This is a genomic window from Clostridium sp., assembly GCF_036781005.1.
GTDB lineage: Bacteria > Bacillota > Clostridia > Clostridiales > Clostridiaceae > Clostridium_B.
The window spans coordinates 1-15441 of sequence record NZ_DAIQBT010000020.1 but is presented as its reverse complement, the minus strand read 5'-3'; the positions used below and the strand labels follow the sequence as shown (position 1 = coordinate 15441).

The 15441-nt window shown below is 28.0% G+C and carries 26 protein-coding genes; 11 read left to right on the top strand and 15 right to left on the bottom strand.

Annotated elements, in window-relative coordinates; genetic code table 11:
* Positions 1-10: 10 nt before the first annotated feature.
* Positions 11-259 carry a hypothetical protein gene (locus V7Q02_RS09480; RefSeq protein ID WP_333860770.1) on the bottom strand — a complete coding sequence of 83 codons (249 nt, stop codon included), beginning with the start codon at positions 257-259 and terminating at the stop codon, positions 11-13.
* Positions 260-332: 73 nt separating this feature from the next.
* On the opposite strand from V7Q02_RS09480, the gene V7Q02_RS09475 reads away from it, so the two are divergent.
* Entirely contained in the window at positions 333-530 is a 198-nt protein-coding gene (locus V7Q02_RS09475; RefSeq protein ID WP_333860769.1) for a hypothetical protein, read from the top strand.
* Positions 531-535: 5 nt separating this feature from the next.
* On the opposite strand, the gene V7Q02_RS09470 is transcribed toward V7Q02_RS09475, so the two are convergent.
* From V7Q02_RS09470 to V7Q02_RS09445, 6 genes are all read right to left on the bottom strand, one after another.
* Positions 536-727, bottom strand: a complete 192-nt coding sequence (locus tag V7Q02_RS09470) for a hypothetical protein (protein WP_333860768.1) — start codon at positions 725-727, stop codon at positions 536-538.
* 13 nt (positions 728-740) lie between these two features.
* On the bottom strand, positions 741-1490 hold the full coding sequence (locus V7Q02_RS09465; protein WP_333860767.1) for a helix-turn-helix domain-containing protein: 750 nt from the start codon (positions 1488-1490) through the stop codon (positions 741-743).
* A gap of 130 nt (positions 1491-1620) precedes the next feature.
* The gene (locus V7Q02_RS09460; protein WP_333860766.1) at positions 1621-1791 is read right to left on the bottom strand and encodes a hypothetical protein; all 171 of its coding nucleotides are present in this window, start codon (positions 1789-1791) and stop codon (positions 1621-1623) included.
* A gap of 63 nt (positions 1792-1854) precedes the next feature.
* The gene (locus V7Q02_RS09455) at positions 1855-2013 is read right to left on the bottom strand and encodes a hypothetical protein (RefSeq protein WP_333860765.1); all 159 of its coding nucleotides are present in this window, start codon (positions 2011-2013) and stop codon (positions 1855-1857) included.
* A gap of 144 nt (positions 2014-2157) precedes the next feature.
* Entirely contained in the window at positions 2158-2316 is a 159-nt protein-coding gene (locus V7Q02_RS09450) for a hypothetical protein (RefSeq protein WP_333860764.1), read from the bottom strand.
* A gap of 85 nt (positions 2317-2401) precedes the next feature.
* Positions 2402-2848, bottom strand: coding sequence for a helix-turn-helix domain-containing protein (locus tag V7Q02_RS09445; RefSeq protein ID WP_333860763.1), 447 nt, complete (start codon positions 2846-2848; stop codon positions 2402-2404).
* Positions 2849-2962: 114 nt separating this feature from the next.
* Here V7Q02_RS09445 and V7Q02_RS09440 point away from each other — a divergent pair, with 114 nt between their 5' ends.
* Positions 2963-3337, top strand: a complete 375-nt coding sequence (locus V7Q02_RS09440; protein ID WP_333860762.1) for a DUF2513 domain-containing protein — start codon at positions 2963-2965, stop codon at positions 3335-3337.
* Here the strand turns inward: V7Q02_RS09440 and V7Q02_RS09435 are convergent.
* Both V7Q02_RS09435 and V7Q02_RS09430 read right to left on the bottom strand, forming a co-directional pair.
* Entirely contained in the window at positions 3317-3550 is a 234-nt protein-coding gene (locus V7Q02_RS09435; RefSeq protein ID WP_333860761.1) for a hypothetical protein, read from the bottom strand. The genes V7Q02_RS09440 and V7Q02_RS09435 overlap by 21 nt on opposite strands.
* The gene (locus tag V7Q02_RS09430; RefSeq protein WP_333860760.1) at positions 3550-3768 is read right to left on the bottom strand and encodes a helix-turn-helix transcriptional regulator; all 219 of its coding nucleotides are present in this window, start codon (positions 3766-3768) and stop codon (positions 3550-3552) included. Before V7Q02_RS09430 ends, V7Q02_RS09435 begins: the two co-directional genes overlap by 1 nt.
* 165 nt (positions 3769-3933) lie before the next feature.
* Between V7Q02_RS09430 and V7Q02_RS09425 the strand changes: the two genes are divergently transcribed.
* The 3 genes from V7Q02_RS09425 to V7Q02_RS09415 are packed head-to-tail and all read left to right on the top strand — an operon-like array spanning position 3934 to position 4891.
* Positions 3934-4239 carry a helix-turn-helix domain-containing protein gene (locus tag V7Q02_RS09425; RefSeq protein WP_333860759.1) on the top strand — a complete coding sequence of 102 codons (306 nt, stop codon included), beginning with the start codon at positions 3934-3936 and terminating at the stop codon, positions 4237-4239.
* Between the two features lie 18 nt (positions 4240-4257).
* Positions 4258-4536: a hypothetical protein gene (locus V7Q02_RS09420; RefSeq protein ID WP_333860758.1), complete on the top strand. Its 279-nt coding sequence runs from the start codon at positions 4258-4260 to the stop codon at positions 4534-4536.
* A 31-nt stretch (positions 4537-4567) separates the two neighbouring features.
* Entirely contained in the window at positions 4568-4891 is a 324-nt protein-coding gene (locus tag V7Q02_RS09415) for a hypothetical protein (RefSeq protein ID WP_333860757.1), read from the top strand.
* 48 nt (positions 4892-4939) lie between these two features.
* Here the strand turns inward: V7Q02_RS09415 and V7Q02_RS09410 are convergent, their stop codons facing one another.
* Positions 4940-5155, bottom strand: a complete 216-nt coding sequence (locus V7Q02_RS09410) for a helix-turn-helix transcriptional regulator (protein ID WP_333860756.1) — start codon at positions 5153-5155, stop codon at positions 4940-4942.
* Positions 5156-5327: 172 nt separating this feature from the next.
* Here V7Q02_RS09410 and V7Q02_RS09405 point away from each other — a divergent pair, with 172 nt between their 5' ends.
* The 4 genes from V7Q02_RS09405 to V7Q02_RS09390 all read left to right on the top strand — a co-directional run bounded on the left by V7Q02_RS09405 (position 5328) and on the right by V7Q02_RS09390 (position 7525).
* Positions 5328-5708, top strand: a complete 381-nt coding sequence (locus tag V7Q02_RS09405; RefSeq protein ID WP_333860755.1) for a helix-turn-helix domain-containing protein — start codon at positions 5328-5330, stop codon at positions 5706-5708.
* A gap of 25 nt (positions 5709-5733) precedes the next feature.
* The gene (locus V7Q02_RS09400) at positions 5734-6192 is read left to right on the top strand and encodes an ImmA/IrrE family metallo-endopeptidase (protein ID WP_333860754.1); all 459 of its coding nucleotides are present in this window, start codon (positions 5734-5736) and stop codon (positions 6190-6192) included.
* A gap of 44 nt (positions 6193-6236) precedes the next feature.
* Complete coding sequence (locus tag V7Q02_RS09395) at positions 6237-7157, top strand: BRCT domain-containing protein (protein ID WP_333860753.1); 921 nt, start codon at positions 6237-6239, stop codon at positions 7155-7157.
* 110 nt (positions 7158-7267) lie between these two features.
* A complete protein-coding gene (locus tag V7Q02_RS09390) occupies positions 7268-7525 on the top strand; it encodes a hypothetical protein (RefSeq protein WP_333860821.1) in 258 nt (85 codons plus the stop codon).
* Between the two features lie 169 nt (positions 7526-7694).
* Here V7Q02_RS09390 and V7Q02_RS09385 read toward each other — a convergent pair whose 3' ends face one another.
* From V7Q02_RS09385 to V7Q02_RS09365, 5 genes are read right to left on the bottom strand one after another with little or no spacing between them, the layout of a single operon-like run.
* A complete protein-coding gene (locus V7Q02_RS09385) occupies positions 7695-9260 on the bottom strand; it encodes a KAP family P-loop NTPase fold protein (RefSeq protein ID WP_333860752.1) in 1566 nt (521 codons plus the stop codon).
* Between the two features lie 24 nt (positions 9261-9284).
* Positions 9285-11306: a hypothetical protein gene (locus tag V7Q02_RS09380; protein ID WP_333860751.1), complete on the bottom strand. Its 2022-nt coding sequence runs from the start codon at positions 11304-11306 to the stop codon at positions 9285-9287.
* The gene (locus tag V7Q02_RS09375) at positions 11299-11781 is read right to left on the bottom strand and encodes a hypothetical protein (RefSeq protein WP_333860750.1); all 483 of its coding nucleotides are present in this window, start codon (positions 11779-11781) and stop codon (positions 11299-11301) included. The genes V7Q02_RS09380 and V7Q02_RS09375 overlap by 8 nt, the downstream gene beginning before the upstream one ends.
* Positions 11782-11785: 4 nt before the next feature.
* Positions 11786-12712: a hypothetical protein gene (locus V7Q02_RS09370; RefSeq protein WP_333860749.1), complete on the bottom strand. Its 927-nt coding sequence runs from the start codon at positions 12710-12712 to the stop codon at positions 11786-11788.
* A 16-nt stretch (positions 12713-12728) separates the two neighbouring features.
* Positions 12729-12953, bottom strand: coding sequence for a hypothetical protein (locus V7Q02_RS09365; protein WP_333860748.1), 225 nt, complete (start codon positions 12951-12953; stop codon positions 12729-12731).
* Positions 12954-13484: 531 nt separating this feature from the next.
* Between V7Q02_RS09365 and V7Q02_RS09360 the strand changes: the two genes are divergently transcribed.
* The gene (locus tag V7Q02_RS09360) at positions 13485-13664 is read left to right on the top strand and encodes a hypothetical protein (protein WP_333860747.1); all 180 of its coding nucleotides are present in this window, start codon (positions 13485-13487) and stop codon (positions 13662-13664) included.
* 163 nt (positions 13665-13827) lie between these two features.
* Complete coding sequence (locus tag V7Q02_RS09355) at positions 13828-15366, top strand: recombinase family protein (RefSeq protein ID WP_333860746.1); 1539 nt, start codon at positions 13828-13830, stop codon at positions 15364-15366.
* Positions 15367-15441: the final 75 nt, after the last annotated feature.

The following is a 15441-nucleotide window of genomic DNA, read 5'->3' as shown; positions in this document are numbered from 1 at the left end:
TTCACCATCCCTATACATACTCATAAGCTCCTGCATTAGCAGGTTGAAATTCATCTTTTTCTTTTATATCTAATAAATCAGCGATATAAGGTTTATGTCTGCAAAACTTTATGCAGTTAACAATCTTCTTTTCAAATTCATTGTCAGTAAATTTTTTACAATATTTATACCAAACCTTTATTTGTTCTGGTTTTAGGTCCATATTAAAAGCAAACATCAATTCTTTCATTCCTTCTTTAAAAACATCTGACGACAACATTTTTTTATCACCACCTATACTTGTTTACATTCTCCTTAGATGTTAAAATCTTACCTAAAAGGAGGTGTTATCTATGGACGATTTTTCAATTTCTTCACTTAATATAAGAGATATAACTGAAACCACAGACTATAAAGAATCTAAAAAACTTCTTAGTGATGGTTGGCATCTTTTAAACTGTTATATTCAGGATGATCTAAACGTTTATGTGCTGGGATTACCTCAATCAACTATCGAAATTAAAAATTCCCAAGCTTACAAGTACGTTTAAAGTCATCACAAATCTATTATTTTTCCAAGTGAATAAATTAGCTTACCTGAATTGGATACTATGTTAAGCAGTATCCAATTCTCATGGATCATTTTATTGACATCTTCATAATTATCTGTTTCGGCTATATCTTTAACTTCAAAAAACAGCTTATCTTTAACAGTAGTAAACAATTTTGTTATCTTCGTATCTTCCATTTCCTATCACCACCTATAACTCCAATTTTTCAAGAGCTTCTATTGCTGCACCAACCTTATCATCACCTTTTACATTTTCCTGTAAATCCATCTCCAAATACCCAAGGTACTCTTTTTTCTGCCCTATAAAGTTTGTACTACGTGTAATGTACTGCTTATCTGAATTTCCTCTCCGTTGTAGAACAGCTATATAGTTTTTAGTAGCTACCATCAGATTTTCAAAAGTATCTTTTTTAAGCATATGTTTAAAATTTTTAAAACTTTGTTCTTTATTCCACGGATTAGGATATAAGGAGTACCACTCTAAAAACTGTGTGCTATATTTATTACTGGTACTTTTATTATTGGTATTTTTAATATTGGTACTTTTAGTGTCCAGATTTTCCGGATACGGCTTTTCCGTGTCCGGCTCTTCCGTATCCGGTTTTTTAGGACACGGTATTGTTTCTATGCTATAAACATTGTGAGCAAACTTCTTACTCTTATCTTCTTTTTTTTGGGTAACAATCAAATATCCTTTTGCTTCAAGTTCTTTTCTATACTTGCCAAAAGTATCTTTACTAATTTTTAAGTCAAAACATATTTTATTCCTACCTGGAAATGAATTAGTATTTCCGGCTTTGGTATCTATAAAAGTACATAAATATGCATATAAACATTTAGCACCTATTGAAATTTCATTATCTCGCATTACTCTTTTAGCAACTATTCCATATCCATCTTCATATACAGTTCCCTTAAATTGGACTAATTTGTCTGCCATAGATACTACATCCTTTCAGAGAAGCCATTAAATTGACTTCCCTATATTATAAGTCTTGATTTTTCCCCAATTCTGCGATAGAATTGGAATATGAATTGTTTAATTTTGTGCCCTTTGGCGAGGGCTTTTTTTATGCGTATTTAAAAAGTTCTTCTAACTTCCTATCCTTTTTAGCTTCATCTTTTGAATTGCAATTTACTATCTTATAATCCCATAAACAACTTTTTACATATATTGCTATATGAGCACACCTATATTCAATATGACTGTAAATTAATTTAGATAATTTTCTTATGTTCATATTTTCCTTCTCCTTTCATCCTTTTTATTGTTTATTACATAAATATCCTAAATATATCTATTTTTATTCATTATCCTTTTTTCTCTCTTTAACCAACTTGTCATATGCTGCCCTATGGATACGCCTATCTTTTTCACTGGTATCATGCTTTATTTGCCATTCAAGAGCTTGAATCTGCCTATCCAATTTTGCAGTATCCTCTGGAACTATTATTTCCAACATCCTTTTTCCTCCTCCCATTGATATTTAAAATAATTATTTTTTAAAATTGTCACATTCCAAAGATATGTTTCATAACATATTCTGGGGTATGTCCATGTTTTTCTACAAAATAGTTTTTTATAAAAGGCTAAAAAGCCCTGTCAATTATTTTACATCTTTAAGTTTATCTTCACTTTTTTGTTGCTGCTCCCTTTGAAACTTTTCATAGAAAAAATCAAACATTCTTTCCTGAGCTAGAGGTATATATTCAGGATTCATGACAACTACTTTTATGTCATCATCATTTTCTTTTTTCTTTCTCATAAGATCCTCCTTTAAGAATGTTACTACCATATTATTCAAATAAATTCATATGGTTACTACTGATAACACACTAAATAATTCATTATTATTCCTCCTTTTGCTTTGAAAACTTAAAAGTGTAAACTGCTTCGACTATATCATTAAGTTCCTTAGATATTTTTTCAAAATCACACTGCTCATCCTCACTTATTTTTCCGTCAGATGCGATTTTTACAAGTAAATCCTCACATCCAATATAATCTTTCACTTGCGTCTGTAAATTAAGAATAGCAGTGGATAAATCCGTAATTTTAATATCAGGTAAATATTTTCGTCCAATTTCTTCACTCATTCTCATATGTTGATATGCCAAAAATTGCATATTATAAATTTCTATCATTTTAATGACTACTTTATTTGGAGGTATTCTTTTTCCTCCTTCATACGCCCTTAAACTATCAACCGATATATCCATTAGTTCTGATGATTTTTCTTGAGTCAAACCTGCACTTTCTCTCGCTATTTGGTAGATATTTCTGTACTCTTGTACCATTTATTTCACCTCCTTTTGGTAGTAAAATTAAACATAGAAAGTATGTAGTATATTCTTCCAGAGGTTTTTACATATTCTTGTAGAATTATCATCATTGAAAGACGGTGATATTCTATGAAACTAAATCCTGATTGTATTAGAGATATTTTACTTACTGTAGAAGAAACTCCTGGTGTTCAGCCTCAAACTCCCTATCCAATTGATGGAGAATATGAACGATTGGGGAAATATTCAAAAGATGAAGTCTTGTATCATATTAACCAATGTGAACTATCAGATTTTTTTACTGAAGTTTCCTGGTTTTGTGGCGGAAGTTGTGTAATACACGATTTATCTCCATATGGTCATGAATTTCTAGCAAATATACGTTCTGATACAAATTGGTCTAAAACCAAGGAAATTGCATTAAAGGTTGGTTCGTTTTCATTAGACGCCTTATCTAAAATTGCAACTTCTGTAGTAAGTTCTTTAATTAATAATCATTTTTGAATTAACTAATAGTTTTACAGTAAATTCTGCTACCCCACTAGCAGAACCTTTAAGTTCAAAGTTCTTTACACATTTTATTTCAAAATTGTCTAAATATATTCTTCCATCTTGAATTTTTAAATTTTGAAATATATTGGTGCGTTTTAGACTTGTAGATTGCTCCTGAACTTGCTTTTTAGGAGCAGCTGCATTAACTTTTGCATTAGTATCCATTACACGACCTCCTCTACTTCATCTAGCTCTAACAGCTTACTTATCGGTACTTCTAGGGCTTGGGATAGTTTTAGCAATATATTTGTGGATGGATTCTCCCTATCCCCAGTTTCCAATAATGCTATATAGGCAGGGGTTACTTCGACTTTTTCTGCCAGCTCTCTTTGCGATAAATTTTTTTGTGCTCTATATTTTTTAATATTATTTTTTAGGTTCATTTTTAAATGCACCTCCTAACTTTAATTACATTATACTTACTTTAAGTTAGCATGTCAATATAAATATTTACTAAAAGTTAGCATTTATATTAATTACGTTGTTTAAAAGGCTAAAAATTAATAAAATAAACTTAAGTATGCTAACTATTAGAAAGCAGGTATATTATGAATGATGTAACTTTTGTCGCTAAAAGAATAACTGAATTAAGATTAAGTAAAAATATCTCTAGTAGAAAATTAAGTCTTGATTTAGGTTTATCAAACTCATATATAACTCAAATTGAAAACGGAAATAAGCTTCCATCTTTGGATAATTTATTTAAAATATGTGACTATTTCAGAATAAGTATTAGCGATTTTTTTAATTCATCTTCTATTACTCCTGAAATTAGAAATCTACTTGACACCATTCGTGACCTTACTCCAGGACAATTGGAGTTGTTATCTAAATTCATACAATCCCTAAAATAATGTAAAAGGATGATTAAAGTGACTAATACCGAAAAACTATTGCAACAAATACTTGATTCCCAAAATAAGACTAATGAATGCCTTGATAAACTTGAAGCCCAAACAACTGAAAATACCCAAATACTCAAAGCTCTTGAACATAATTCACAGGTACATAAAGCTGAAATAGATAACTTAACCCATGCTGTTGCTGAATTATCCGGTGATGTAAAATCAATTAAGGCTGCTGTAACTAAAGGTGAAAAAGCTTATGATTTCCTTGAAAACTTTAATAAGTTTTCTGCATCCGAGAATTAGCCGCATTTACTTTTCCTATTTAAAATAAAATTTGAAAGGATATGATTTCATGGATAAAGAAACTTTATCTGCTATTAAACAATTATTAAAAGAAGAACTGTCTCCAATAAAATCTCAACTTGATGGACTTCAATCTCAAACATCTGAAAACACCCAAATACTCAAAGCTCTTGAACATAAGGTAGATATTATAAAAGCCGAGCAAGAAAACATGAAGCCCGATTTAGCCAATATTTCTGGTGACGTACAATCAATAAAGAAGGATGTCAGTACCATATCAAAAGATTTAACTATGGTACAAGCTGTTGCTGGTAAAAATATGACCGATATAGCTTTTCTCAAGGGTGTTAGGTAGGTTGAGATTTGTATTTATCACACTATATTTTTACTTCTAAGTGCCACTTCAATTACCCATTGTGGGATATCTAAAGTCAAAAAAAATTTTTTCTATAGATAAACTAAAATACTTTGATATTTTCCTTGCTTCATTTAAGGTAAATTTTCTTTCTCCCTTTTCTTTTCTGGAATAAGCATTTGGGGAATTATACCCTAACAACTTAGACATTTGCAATAGAGTAACCCCTCTATCAATCCTTAGTTTTTTCAAATTATCGTACATGAGATTTTAACCTCCCCTCATTCCCCATTCTGTCTATTTGTTAAATACATTATATATCCCCATATAGGGAATGTCAATATAAAATTATCCATTTAGGGAAATTTAATATTTAAACATTGATTTCCCGAATTGGGCATATGTATAATATATATTAAAGGAAGGAGTATTATTTATGTTTGCTGTAAGATTAAAAGAGTTAAGATTAAAAAAAGGATTAACTCAAAAAGAATTGGCACAAAAACTTAATATGCAAAATACAGCCATTTCAAAATACGAATTAAATCAAAGGAAGCCAGATACAGAAACATTATTAGAAATAGCTAACTTTTTTAATGTATCAGTAGACTATCTGCTTGGTAATTCAGATGATAGAACTACTCTTAATCCCAAAGAAGACACGCCATATGAAAAAATATCAAAACTAGTAAAAGAAAATGAAATAAAAACATTGGCAGCACATTTTGACGGTGAAGATATAACGGATGATGATGTTGAAGATATAAAAAACTTCATAGAATTTGTTGTTCAAAAAAGAAAGAAAAAGAATAAATAGTTTATTTTTGATATGGGGGGATCCTATGACATATGATGAACTTCTTGAAGAAATAGAATCACAAGGTATAGATGTTGTTGAGATGGACATTGGAAAACATAAAGGATTATATGCAGATAATGTTATAGCAGTATCCAAAAATATAAAAACTTCTAAAGAAAAAAAATGTATTCTTGCTGAAGAATTAGGCCACCATCTCAAAACTTACGGAGAAATAATGGGTACTAAAAATATAAGTAAAGTAAAACAAGAAAAACTAGCTAGAAATTGGGGATATGAAAAACTGGTTGGAATAGTAGATTTAATAAATGCTTTTAATGCTGGTGTTCAAGGCAAGTATGAGATAGCACAATATTTAAATGTAACAGAAGAATTTTTACAAGCAGCCATTGAATATTATAAACAAAAATATGGTACATACTTTGAAATAGATACATATTTAATTTACTTCGAACCCCATCTAGGAATTATGAAAAAATTTTAAGAGTTAAACAATATATAAAGAGAAATATATAAGGGGAGATTATATTGGAACAAAGTATAAAAAATTACGATAACAATTCTTATAGAAAATATATGAAAAAGGCTGAAATAGACAAAGCCTTTCACACATTAGAAGGTATTTTAACTGGTATAGGTATAGATGATAAGATAAATGATAAAGAAGTACAATCATTGATATCTTGGTGTAATTCTTATGAACTTTATTCTGCCATAAAACCAATTCAGGAAATAATAGAAGTAATAAATGACTTTTTAAGTGACGGCATTTTAGATAAAGATGAGAAAGAAGATATATTGTGGCTGTGCAATAACTTTACTACTAATAATGTGTATTTTGATGTAATAACTTCAGATATTCAAAAACTCCAGGGAATATTAACTGGAATATTAGCAGATGGAATTATTAATGATAGAGAGATACGAAGTTTAAGTGAATGGATTGGTGATAATGAACAACTATCGGGGACTTATCCCTATGATGAAATAAACAGCTTGTTAACATCAATCTTAATGGATAACAAAATTGATGATAAAGAAAGGGCTATACTGGAGGTGTTTTTTAGTGAATTTATCGACACGGAAAACATAATAAATTTAGACAGAAATAAATTGAGTAAACTAAAAAAAGAAATTACTATTGATGGTCTTTGTGCAGTATGTCCTGATATTTCCATACCAAATAATACATTTTGCTTCACAGGCATTTCTTCAAAAACAACTCGCAATGAAATAAAAGATTTAATTTTTTCTCTAGGTGGCACTTATAAAAATACTATATCTTTAAAAACTGATTATCTTATAATCGGTAATAATAATAACAAATGTTGGACATTTTCATGTTATGGAAGAAAAGTTGAACAAGCAGTAAATATGCGTAAAAAGGGTCGCAAAATTATTGTAACCCATGAAAATGATTTTTGGGATGCTGTAGAGGATATGAGATAGAGCTACTAATATTCATATCTACATCAATTGCTAAATACTACTTCAAAATATTTGTATAAAAACAGATGCTACTTCTCAAATTATAAATTTAAGTTTTATTTTTACCTAAACTGGAAACAGAACTACATAAAAAATTTGTAACAAATCAATTAAATAAAGTGAATCCTAGAAAGGAATTTTTCAAAGTTCCACTAAAAGAATTAAAATCTGAAATAGAACGCCTTGGAATTAATGCAAAATGGACATTATTAGCTGAAGCTACAGAATACAGAGAAAGTTTGTCTATTGAAAAATCTCTATTTGACGATTCATTGGATAAAGAATCCTGGGCTGATTATCAATTGAAGAATAAGGCTTCAGGTGAATAATAAAATTTACATAAATACTACCTAATGTGATTACATATACCGCATATTTATCTTAAAAACTATATTTTAAAATAAATATATACTTAATTTATTTTAGGACAGAAAAATTTCCACAATCAATCATTGAATATTATAAACAAAAATATACTACATACTTTGAAACTGTACATTATAAATATAGCTTGATATAGTAGATTAAACTTTTTATTGATGTACTTTCTTCTTCATTTAAACCATATTCCTTAATGTGTCTATTTATGTATAATAAAAATCTCAAAAATCCAATTTGCAAAACATTATCCTTATTTGAAAACTGATTTATAAATTCATCCAAATTATCAAAGCCTACATTACCTATGTTATCTATATCATTAAATGCAACATGTGGATTTATATTGAAATTTTTTTCTATATGTGGTAAAAAAGTTATAATTAAACCGAATAAATTATATGGACATTTATGACTACTAATTTTTTTTATGGCTTCTAAAGAAATACATATCTCTTCATTATATAATTCATCTACAATATCTTTAATTTTTGCTTGGTTCTTGTTAGTGATTTGGAAAACTTCAGTTTTTTTATCATTAAATTCATATATACTATAAAATTTTTCATATGATAATAAATCATCAAAAACTTCTTTAGAAAACTCATGTAAAATTATTAAATATAATGTAACTATTATTAAAAGAACATTTTCATCATTGTCAATTGTAGGAAAATTATCATCTGAACTTATATGTTTAAATCTTCTTAGTAATTCAAACTTATTAAATACTTTTTTTATGTGTCTTGGATTATTAAAACCAATAAACTTAAAGAAATAATTTATAATATTCTTGTACTTATACTCTAGACCATCCTTATTTTTTACAATAGATTCCTTAAAATACAGATTAATAATTTTATTAAGATCTAACGATTCAGGCATAGTAAAAGTAATATCAAATATTTTTTCTAAATATTCATTAGATTTTATTATACTCCTATACTTTACATCTATTGAATTTTTTACAGCCTCCTTATCTACACCACAAAAATATATAAAATTTTCATTATGCGTAAAAAATAATTTTATAGATGCTAATAAATCCAGTACATTTTCTGGTTCACATCTATCTAAATCATCAATAAAAATCACTAGATAACTATACTTTTGTTTCACAAGTTTTTCTAAATCCTTAAGCTTATTCTTGAACTCTTCATGTTGATAATATAATGACTTTTTCTGATTTTTGTCACTTCTTTCTTTTTCGGTATCTTTAGCTGCTTGTCCCAAATTAAATCCAATTCCAGTTCCTAAAATATCAATCTTAGAATTAAAAAGAATGTTTTTGCCGAACGTAAGTATAGTCATTCCTGCTTCTTCTATTAATTCTTTCGATTCCTTAAATTTTATATCTCTATCTAATTCTTCAATTACCAACTCCAATAAAGATAATGCCAAATTTTGATCACCCTCGTACTTCCATGCTTCAAAGAATATTGGCTTGAATGCTTTATTATCCTCTATATTTAAATTTATGTTTTTTATTATATAATCCATTAATGATGTTTTGCCAGTTCCCCATCCGCCATACAATGCCAACATATTATTGCCTCTTAACTCATCGGCACCCTGTAGAACTTTAATAATAGCATCACCTTTATCTGTAATTCCAAATAAGTCATTATCTCTATTTAAATTTTTCTTTGCTCTATTTATAAATAATTCATTATTTTTAAAAGTCAATTATTTCACCTTCCATATCAGTAGTTAATTAACAAGTTTATCTATTGCCCTATTTTCTATATAATTTAACTTAAAATCTATTTCCTTATTATATTGTTTCAACTTTTTAGTATCATATGATGTACCTATAATACATTTTAAACCTTCTATTGACACAACCTTCTCCAAAAGTTTCTTAACGCTTTCATCTTTCATTTGCTGTTGTCCTGGTTCATCAAAAATTATGATTCCTGGATGATTAGCATTAAACTCAGAAGAAACTTGAAAAAGTGCTATAGTATAGGCCCAAATTGCCCTAATATAATCACTCGATGAATTATCCATTCTTATGTTTATACCCCGAATAGTTGGTATATAGCCTTTTTCTTCAGTTATCACAAATTTATTAACATCTTCACTTATATATCCAAAATCGACAATATTACTCTTGAAGTACTCAAGCAGTTTTTTTATCTTTTTTTTATCTTTTAACGAGAATAATTCATGCGGCAATTCATTTAACTGTTTTTTCGTATCACTAAACTTATTCCATAATTGATTCAATACATTTACTTTTTCATTATATTTTTCAAGTATGTTACTATATAATTCAATTTTATTTTTTATTTGTACTTTTTTAGTGATAAACCCCTCTGATGGCACTTCATCACATTCTAAAAATTCATTTTTCAGAGTTCTTAACATTTCAATATTTTTTAATAAATCCTGTTCTGCATTTTGTATCTCTTTTTTTCTTTGCTCAAATGCCTTTATTGAATTATTAATTACTAATTGCAACATTTTAAGTTCATTATCTATATAATTAATATTTTCTTCTACTGTCATTACATTTTCTTCATTTCCATATTCAGATAACGTATCACTTATTTTTTGATGACATGTAGGACATATATTATGATTAGTATATGTATCTATAGCAGCTCCTATTTTTAAAATTTTTCCAATTTCTTTATAGCTTTTAAGCTCTTTAATAAGTTTATTTTTTCTTTCTTTAAAATTATTTATCTTAAATAATTCCAGATTATATTCTCTTTTATATTCACTTAATTCATGTTCTATGATATTTACTTTATCCTCCAAAGATATAAATATTTTATAGTTATCTTTATAAGAATCCTTAACAGTGGGGGTCATTTTATCTTCCATACTCGACAATTTTCTTTTTAATAATTTTATATGCCTATTTAAATTTATATTTTCACCTTGATCTAAACTAACATATATATGGCACTGTGATTGATCAATACTTTCTGGAGTATCTTCTATATTAACTACTGAAAAATCATAATCTTTAATTTCATCAACTAATTTATCATATATCTTTTCCCATTGTTTTTCTATCTCTCGTTGAGACGCCTCTAACTTTTGCTTTTTTATTTCATTTTTTATGACATCCATATCAAGTATAAATTCAATAATTCTCTTTTTTAAATCCTTAATACCATAATATGTTGGAGCTGTTGCCATAAAATCACTCCATCCTTTAACCTGTTCAATAAAAATTGCTGAAAAAACAGTTTGGATATACAGTTTCACATCTTTATCACCAAAAGAATTTACATGTGGTAAATTCCACCCCATATATTTTTCAATATACCTATGGAATCCATTTTCTTCAAATGCAGCACCGCTTCTATGTACATACATATATTCGACTTCAACCTTTTTTTTAACATCTCCAGTTAAAAGATTACCTTTATATACACTAATCAGCTCAGGGTGAACATTGCTAGACTTAATGCATCTTTTTATGGTAATTACTTCTATCCCATTATCAACTTCAAGATACACATATGATTCATCTACTTTATGTATATTCTCATTTACATTAAATTCTTTTCTTAATACACTTTTTAATGCTTTTTGATTTCTATCACCCAACAATTCTTCTAATCCTAATCCATATATTATACAATTTATACATGTACTTTTCCCTTTAGAATTATCGGCATTTATCAATTCGACATCACTTCTAAATATAAATTTTTTTCCATATAAATCATATCCACTTTTAATAATAATTTTTAGACCTCTGATGCTAATCATCCTGAGAACCCCTCATTTCTAAAAATTTCTCCACCTTATCTTCCCCAATTTTTGTTTTTACTTCTTTCATAAACTTTTTTTCTAAAACAAAAATATCTTTATTACCAAAAATCTCTTCTCCAAATTTTATGCCTTTATCAGTCAGTCTATATTTTGATTTGTATATTTCAACAAATCCCTCTGCTTTTGCAAGTAATAATGATCTTTTAAATGATGGTTCTAAATTTATTTTTATAGCATCTCGTAAAATTCCTGTATATAATATCATTCTAACTGCATTCATATTCCGCTCAGATTTTAAAATCCAATTAAAAAATGATAATTTCATTAAAGATGCAGTTTTATTTCTACTACACTTATATAGAATCATCACAATAATAGCAATTCTATAAATAGGTCTAAATTTTGCAAGTATAGGTCTTGGAACATCATTAAATATTATTTCTTTATCCTTAACATAAATTTTATTTTTCATAATATCACCTAAAATTTAGTGGACATCGCATTAACCAATCACTAATAACATAATTATTTATTTCATAAATATCATTTTTATGAAACACACCATTATATTCTTCAATTAACTTTTTCTCTAATTCATTAGTAACATCCCCTAAATACATAATCTTATCATTTTGTTTTTTCATAGATTTTATTTTTATACTTTTTTCGTTATTATGTATCAGATTCATTAATTCATCATACAAATATTCCTCATTTTCCGCTAAATCATCAATTAAATACTTACCTTGTAAATACTCTAAGATATAACTACTTTCCATGCTATTCAATTCATCACATTGATCATTTTCTAATAATAAGATTTCTAATTTTTTATGAAGGTTGTCTATATACTCAATATTTTCCTTTGAAAATTTATTGACATCATTTTCAGTTACTCTCCCCTTTATAAAATCATAAAAAATATCTCTTGATTTTAAAACAATAGGGATTTGTTGAGAGAAATGTTGTATATCCCAAAATAAAATTTTAAATTTTTCTCCTAGACTATAAAGTTTATCATTATTAAAACTTTGTTCCAGCTCTTTTAAGTACTTTTTTATACATAATTCTAAATTTTGTGGTGTAATAATAGTAATGCAATTAATAATAAAATCTTTAGGAAATAACCCATTCCCACCTATATTAATTATTCTATTTATTCTATCCTTTAGTTTTATCTTAATATTCTTATTATTTTCTTTAGTTATTTTTCCTCTGCAAATAATAATAAAAACATTACCATTTTCATTGAAACCGCTATATCCAATTTCTAGACTTTCTTCATAACTTAAGCATTGATACTCTATATCCGCAAATTTGTTTTTAAGACATTCCTGGGAAAATTCAAACCATTTTTTATCATTCCAATAGTTTTCATCGTAAATTAATTCTGTATAATTCATAATATCTCCTTATTCATTAGTATAATTTCGATAATTGATCTACCCTAATAAAATTTGTTGATTTATAATCTATATCTGTCGTTTCTAAACACGCTCTCTTAACACTCCTTAATTCTTGTTTATCATCTTTAAAACTTATAATAACAGTATCTATTAATCGTAAATATTTTATTATTATAACTTCTCTTCCATTATAATAACAATTTAATTTATTAGATTGTTTCTCAATGTATTTATTCATATCACCTCCTCCAGATAAGAAGTTACTATACTAATTAGTATAGTATTATAAGTTTATGCTTTTTTAAAACTCAAATAACACTTTATCCCAAATACCTCATAACTTTAGTACTATTTTAGTAATGTCTTTCTCGCTGATACTAATTACAAATACTATAAAACATATATCTTTCCGCCTTAGCCTCACTTAATGACCTGTATATCTAACTTTCATCTAGATATCTATAAGCTTATAGCATAATACTTATTCGCTTATTCCAATTTAATAGACTCCTACAGCTAGATATTTCTACACATATTTCTAAAATCCTTCTAAAAGTGATAAAAAACCCAATTATTTAGGTCATAATACAATTTTTAACTCATAATATCTTATTTAATTTATACATAAAATACATTATTAAATTATGGGAAAAATATGGTATAATATTTACCAAGAGAATAAAAATGTTTTTAGTTAGCCACCTCCCGGAATTTATCTCTTACAAAAGAGGTCGTTGCGGTTAATCTGACAGCAGAGGAGGTGGCAAATTTGAGTGAAACTATCATTGCATTAGGATTTATATGTGTTACATCACTTGGCTTAACAGCTATGGTGATTATAGGAACATATTTAAAAGATAGACTTGAAATTAAAGGTAAGTCTTCGGTTGGTAAGTTGACTGAAAATGAAATTTCTATAACTGCTGAAGATAAAAACTCAAAAAACTAAAAATGCACCCATTCCGATAAGTGCATTCTTAGTTAATTAAAAACACATCACATAAAAAACCGTAACGGCTTCTTTTAAATATATTATACCACGATTTGATTAAATTTAAACTAATTAAATTAAATTTAACTCTATATATTATAAAAAGGGGAATTTAATATAAATGAATATTGCCATATACAGCCGTAAATCAGTAGAGACAGATACTGGAGAAAGTATAAAAAATCAAATAGCAATTTGTAAAAGATACTTTGAAAGAGAAAATGAAGAATGTAAATTTGAAATATTTGAGGATGAAGGTTTTTCTGGAGGCAATATAAACAGACCTGATTTTAAAAGAATGATGCACCTGGTTAAGCTAAAACAGTTTGACGTAGTAGCAGTGTACAAAATAGATCGTATAGCCAGAAATATAGTGGACTTCGTAAATGTATTTGACGAACTAGATAAATTAAATGTGAAGCTTGTATCCGTTACAGAGGGTTTTGACCCTTCTACTCCTATAGGAAAAATGATGATGATGCTTCTGGCTTCATTTGCTGAAATGGAAAGAATGAATATTGCCCAAAGAGTGAAGGATAATATGAAAGAACTTGCAAAAATGGGTCGTTGGAGTGGCGGAACTGCCCCGACTGGATATTCTATAGAAAGGGTTAAAGAATCTGGAAAAGAAGTATCTTATTTAAAAAAGGAAAAAGAAGCAGATAATATAAAAGAAATATTTAAGAAATATGCCAGTGGTTATACCGCTTTTGAAATACACAAATATTTTAAGCTTAAGGGGTTAAGATATAATCCTAAAACTATCTATGGTATTCTTACCAATCCAACCTATTTAAGGGCCACAGAACAGTCTATAGCCTATTTGAAAAACAGAGGCTATACTGTCTATGGAGAACCGAACGGACGTGGATTTTTGCCTTATAATCGAAGGCCAAGATATAAAGGTATTAAAGCATGGAAAGATAAGAATATGTTAGTTGGTGTATCCAGACATGAGGCTGTTGTAGATTTGAATTTATGGATTGCCGCCCAAAACCAGCTTGAAGAAAAAACCGTTGCCCCTCATCCACATGAAAGCAGTTTTACCTTTCTTACCGGTGGAATTATGAAATGCAAATGTGGCTCCGGTATGGGAGTTTCTCCTGGCAGACAAAGAAGTGATGGAACTAGAAGATATTATTTTACATGCAGTGGAAAAAGATATAGACAAAATGGCTGTGATAATCTTTCCCTCAGAGTTGATATGGCTGAAAATAAAATCAATGATTTTTTGGAAAGTATGCGTGACAAAGAAAAATTAGTTGAATATCATAATAAAAATAAACAGAAATCCAATGTCTCCAATATAGGCAATGATATAAAAACCATTAATAAAAAACTGGATTCAAATAAAAAGGCAATAGACAGTTTAATAGACAAAATGATATTGTTAAGTAAGGATGCCGCTAAATCTCTTACCGGCAGAATAGAAGCACTTACCCAGGAAAACAATATGCTTAAAGAAGAATTATTGAAACTTGAAAGGGAAAAACTGTTTAATACTACAGACAAAGCAAATATTAATTTACTTTACAATAGCATTAAACAGTTCTTACACACTGAATCTATGGAACAAAAGAAGCGACTTGCTAAAATTATATTTGATAAAATTATATGGGATAGCAGTACAAAGGAACTACAGATCTTTTTACGAAAGTGACGTTAATTAATCCGGTCAGCACCTCCTGACCACCCCCACTCATAAGTCATTATTATAACAAAATCCACTATCTCT

Excerpts from the sequence above, each read along its gene's own strand:
- V7Q02_RS09480 (WP_333860770.1), bottom strand. The coding sequence starts at position 259 with ATGTTGTCGTCAGATGTTTTTAAAGAAGGAATGAAAGAATTGATGTTT.
- V7Q02_RS09475 (WP_333860769.1), top strand. The coding sequence starts at position 333 with ATGGACGATTTTTCAATTTCTTCACTTAATATAAGAGATATAACTGAA.
- V7Q02_RS09470 (WP_333860768.1), bottom strand. The coding sequence starts at position 727 with ATGGAAGATACGAAGATAACAAAATTGTTTACTACTGTTAAAGATAAG.
- V7Q02_RS09465 (WP_333860767.1), bottom strand. The coding sequence starts at position 1,490 with ATGGCAGACAAATTAGTCCAATTTAAGGGAACTGTATATGAAGATGGA.
- V7Q02_RS09460 (WP_333860766.1), bottom strand. The coding sequence starts at position 1,791 with ATGAACATAAGAAAATTATCTAAATTAATTTACAGTCATATTGAATAT.
- V7Q02_RS09455 (WP_333860765.1), bottom strand. The coding sequence starts at position 2,013 with ATGTTGGAAATAATAGTTCCAGAGGATACTGCAAAATTGGATAGGCAG.
- V7Q02_RS09450 (WP_333860764.1), bottom strand. The coding sequence starts at position 2,316 with ATGAGAAAGAAAAAAGAAAATGATGATGACATAAAAGTAGTTGTCATG.
- V7Q02_RS09445 (WP_333860763.1), bottom strand. The coding sequence starts at position 2,848 with ATGGTACAAGAGTACAGAAATATCTACCAAATAGCGAGAGAAAGTGCA.
- V7Q02_RS09440 (WP_333860762.1), top strand. The coding sequence starts at position 2,963 with ATGAAACTAAATCCTGATTGTATTAGAGATATTTTACTTACTGTAGAA.
- V7Q02_RS09435 (WP_333860761.1), bottom strand. The coding sequence starts at position 3,550 with ATGGATACTAATGCAAAAGTTAATGCAGCTGCTCCTAAAAAGCAAGTT.
- V7Q02_RS09430 (WP_333860760.1), bottom strand. The coding sequence starts at position 3,768 with ATGAACCTAAAAAATAATATTAAAAAATATAGAGCACAAAAAAATTTA.
- V7Q02_RS09425 (WP_333860759.1), top strand. The coding sequence starts at position 3,934 with ATGAATGATGTAACTTTTGTCGCTAAAAGAATAACTGAATTAAGATTA.
- V7Q02_RS09410 (WP_333860756.1), bottom strand. The coding sequence starts at position 5,155 with ATGTACGATAATTTGAAAAAACTAAGGATTGATAGAGGGGTTACTCTA.
- V7Q02_RS09405 (WP_333860755.1), top strand. The coding sequence starts at position 5,328 with ATGTTTGCTGTAAGATTAAAAGAGTTAAGATTAAAAAAAGGATTAACT.
- V7Q02_RS09400 (WP_333860754.1), top strand. The coding sequence starts at position 5,734 with ATGACATATGATGAACTTCTTGAAGAAATAGAATCACAAGGTATAGAT.
- V7Q02_RS09380 (WP_333860751.1), bottom strand. The coding sequence starts at position 11,306 with ATGATTAGCATCAGAGGTCTAAAAATTATTATTAAAAGTGGATATGAT.
- V7Q02_RS09375 (WP_333860750.1), bottom strand. The coding sequence starts at position 11,781 with ATGAAAAATAAAATTTATGTTAAGGATAAAGAAATAATATTTAATGAT.
- V7Q02_RS09370 (WP_333860749.1), bottom strand. The coding sequence starts at position 12,712 with ATGAATTATACAGAATTAATTTACGATGAAAACTATTGGAATGATAAA.
- V7Q02_RS09365 (WP_333860748.1), bottom strand. The coding sequence starts at position 12,953 with ATGAATAAATACATTGAGAAACAATCTAATAAATTAAATTGTTATTAT.
- V7Q02_RS09355 (WP_333860746.1), top strand. The coding sequence starts at position 13,828 with ATGAATATTGCCATATACAGCCGTAAATCAGTAGAGACAGATACTGGA.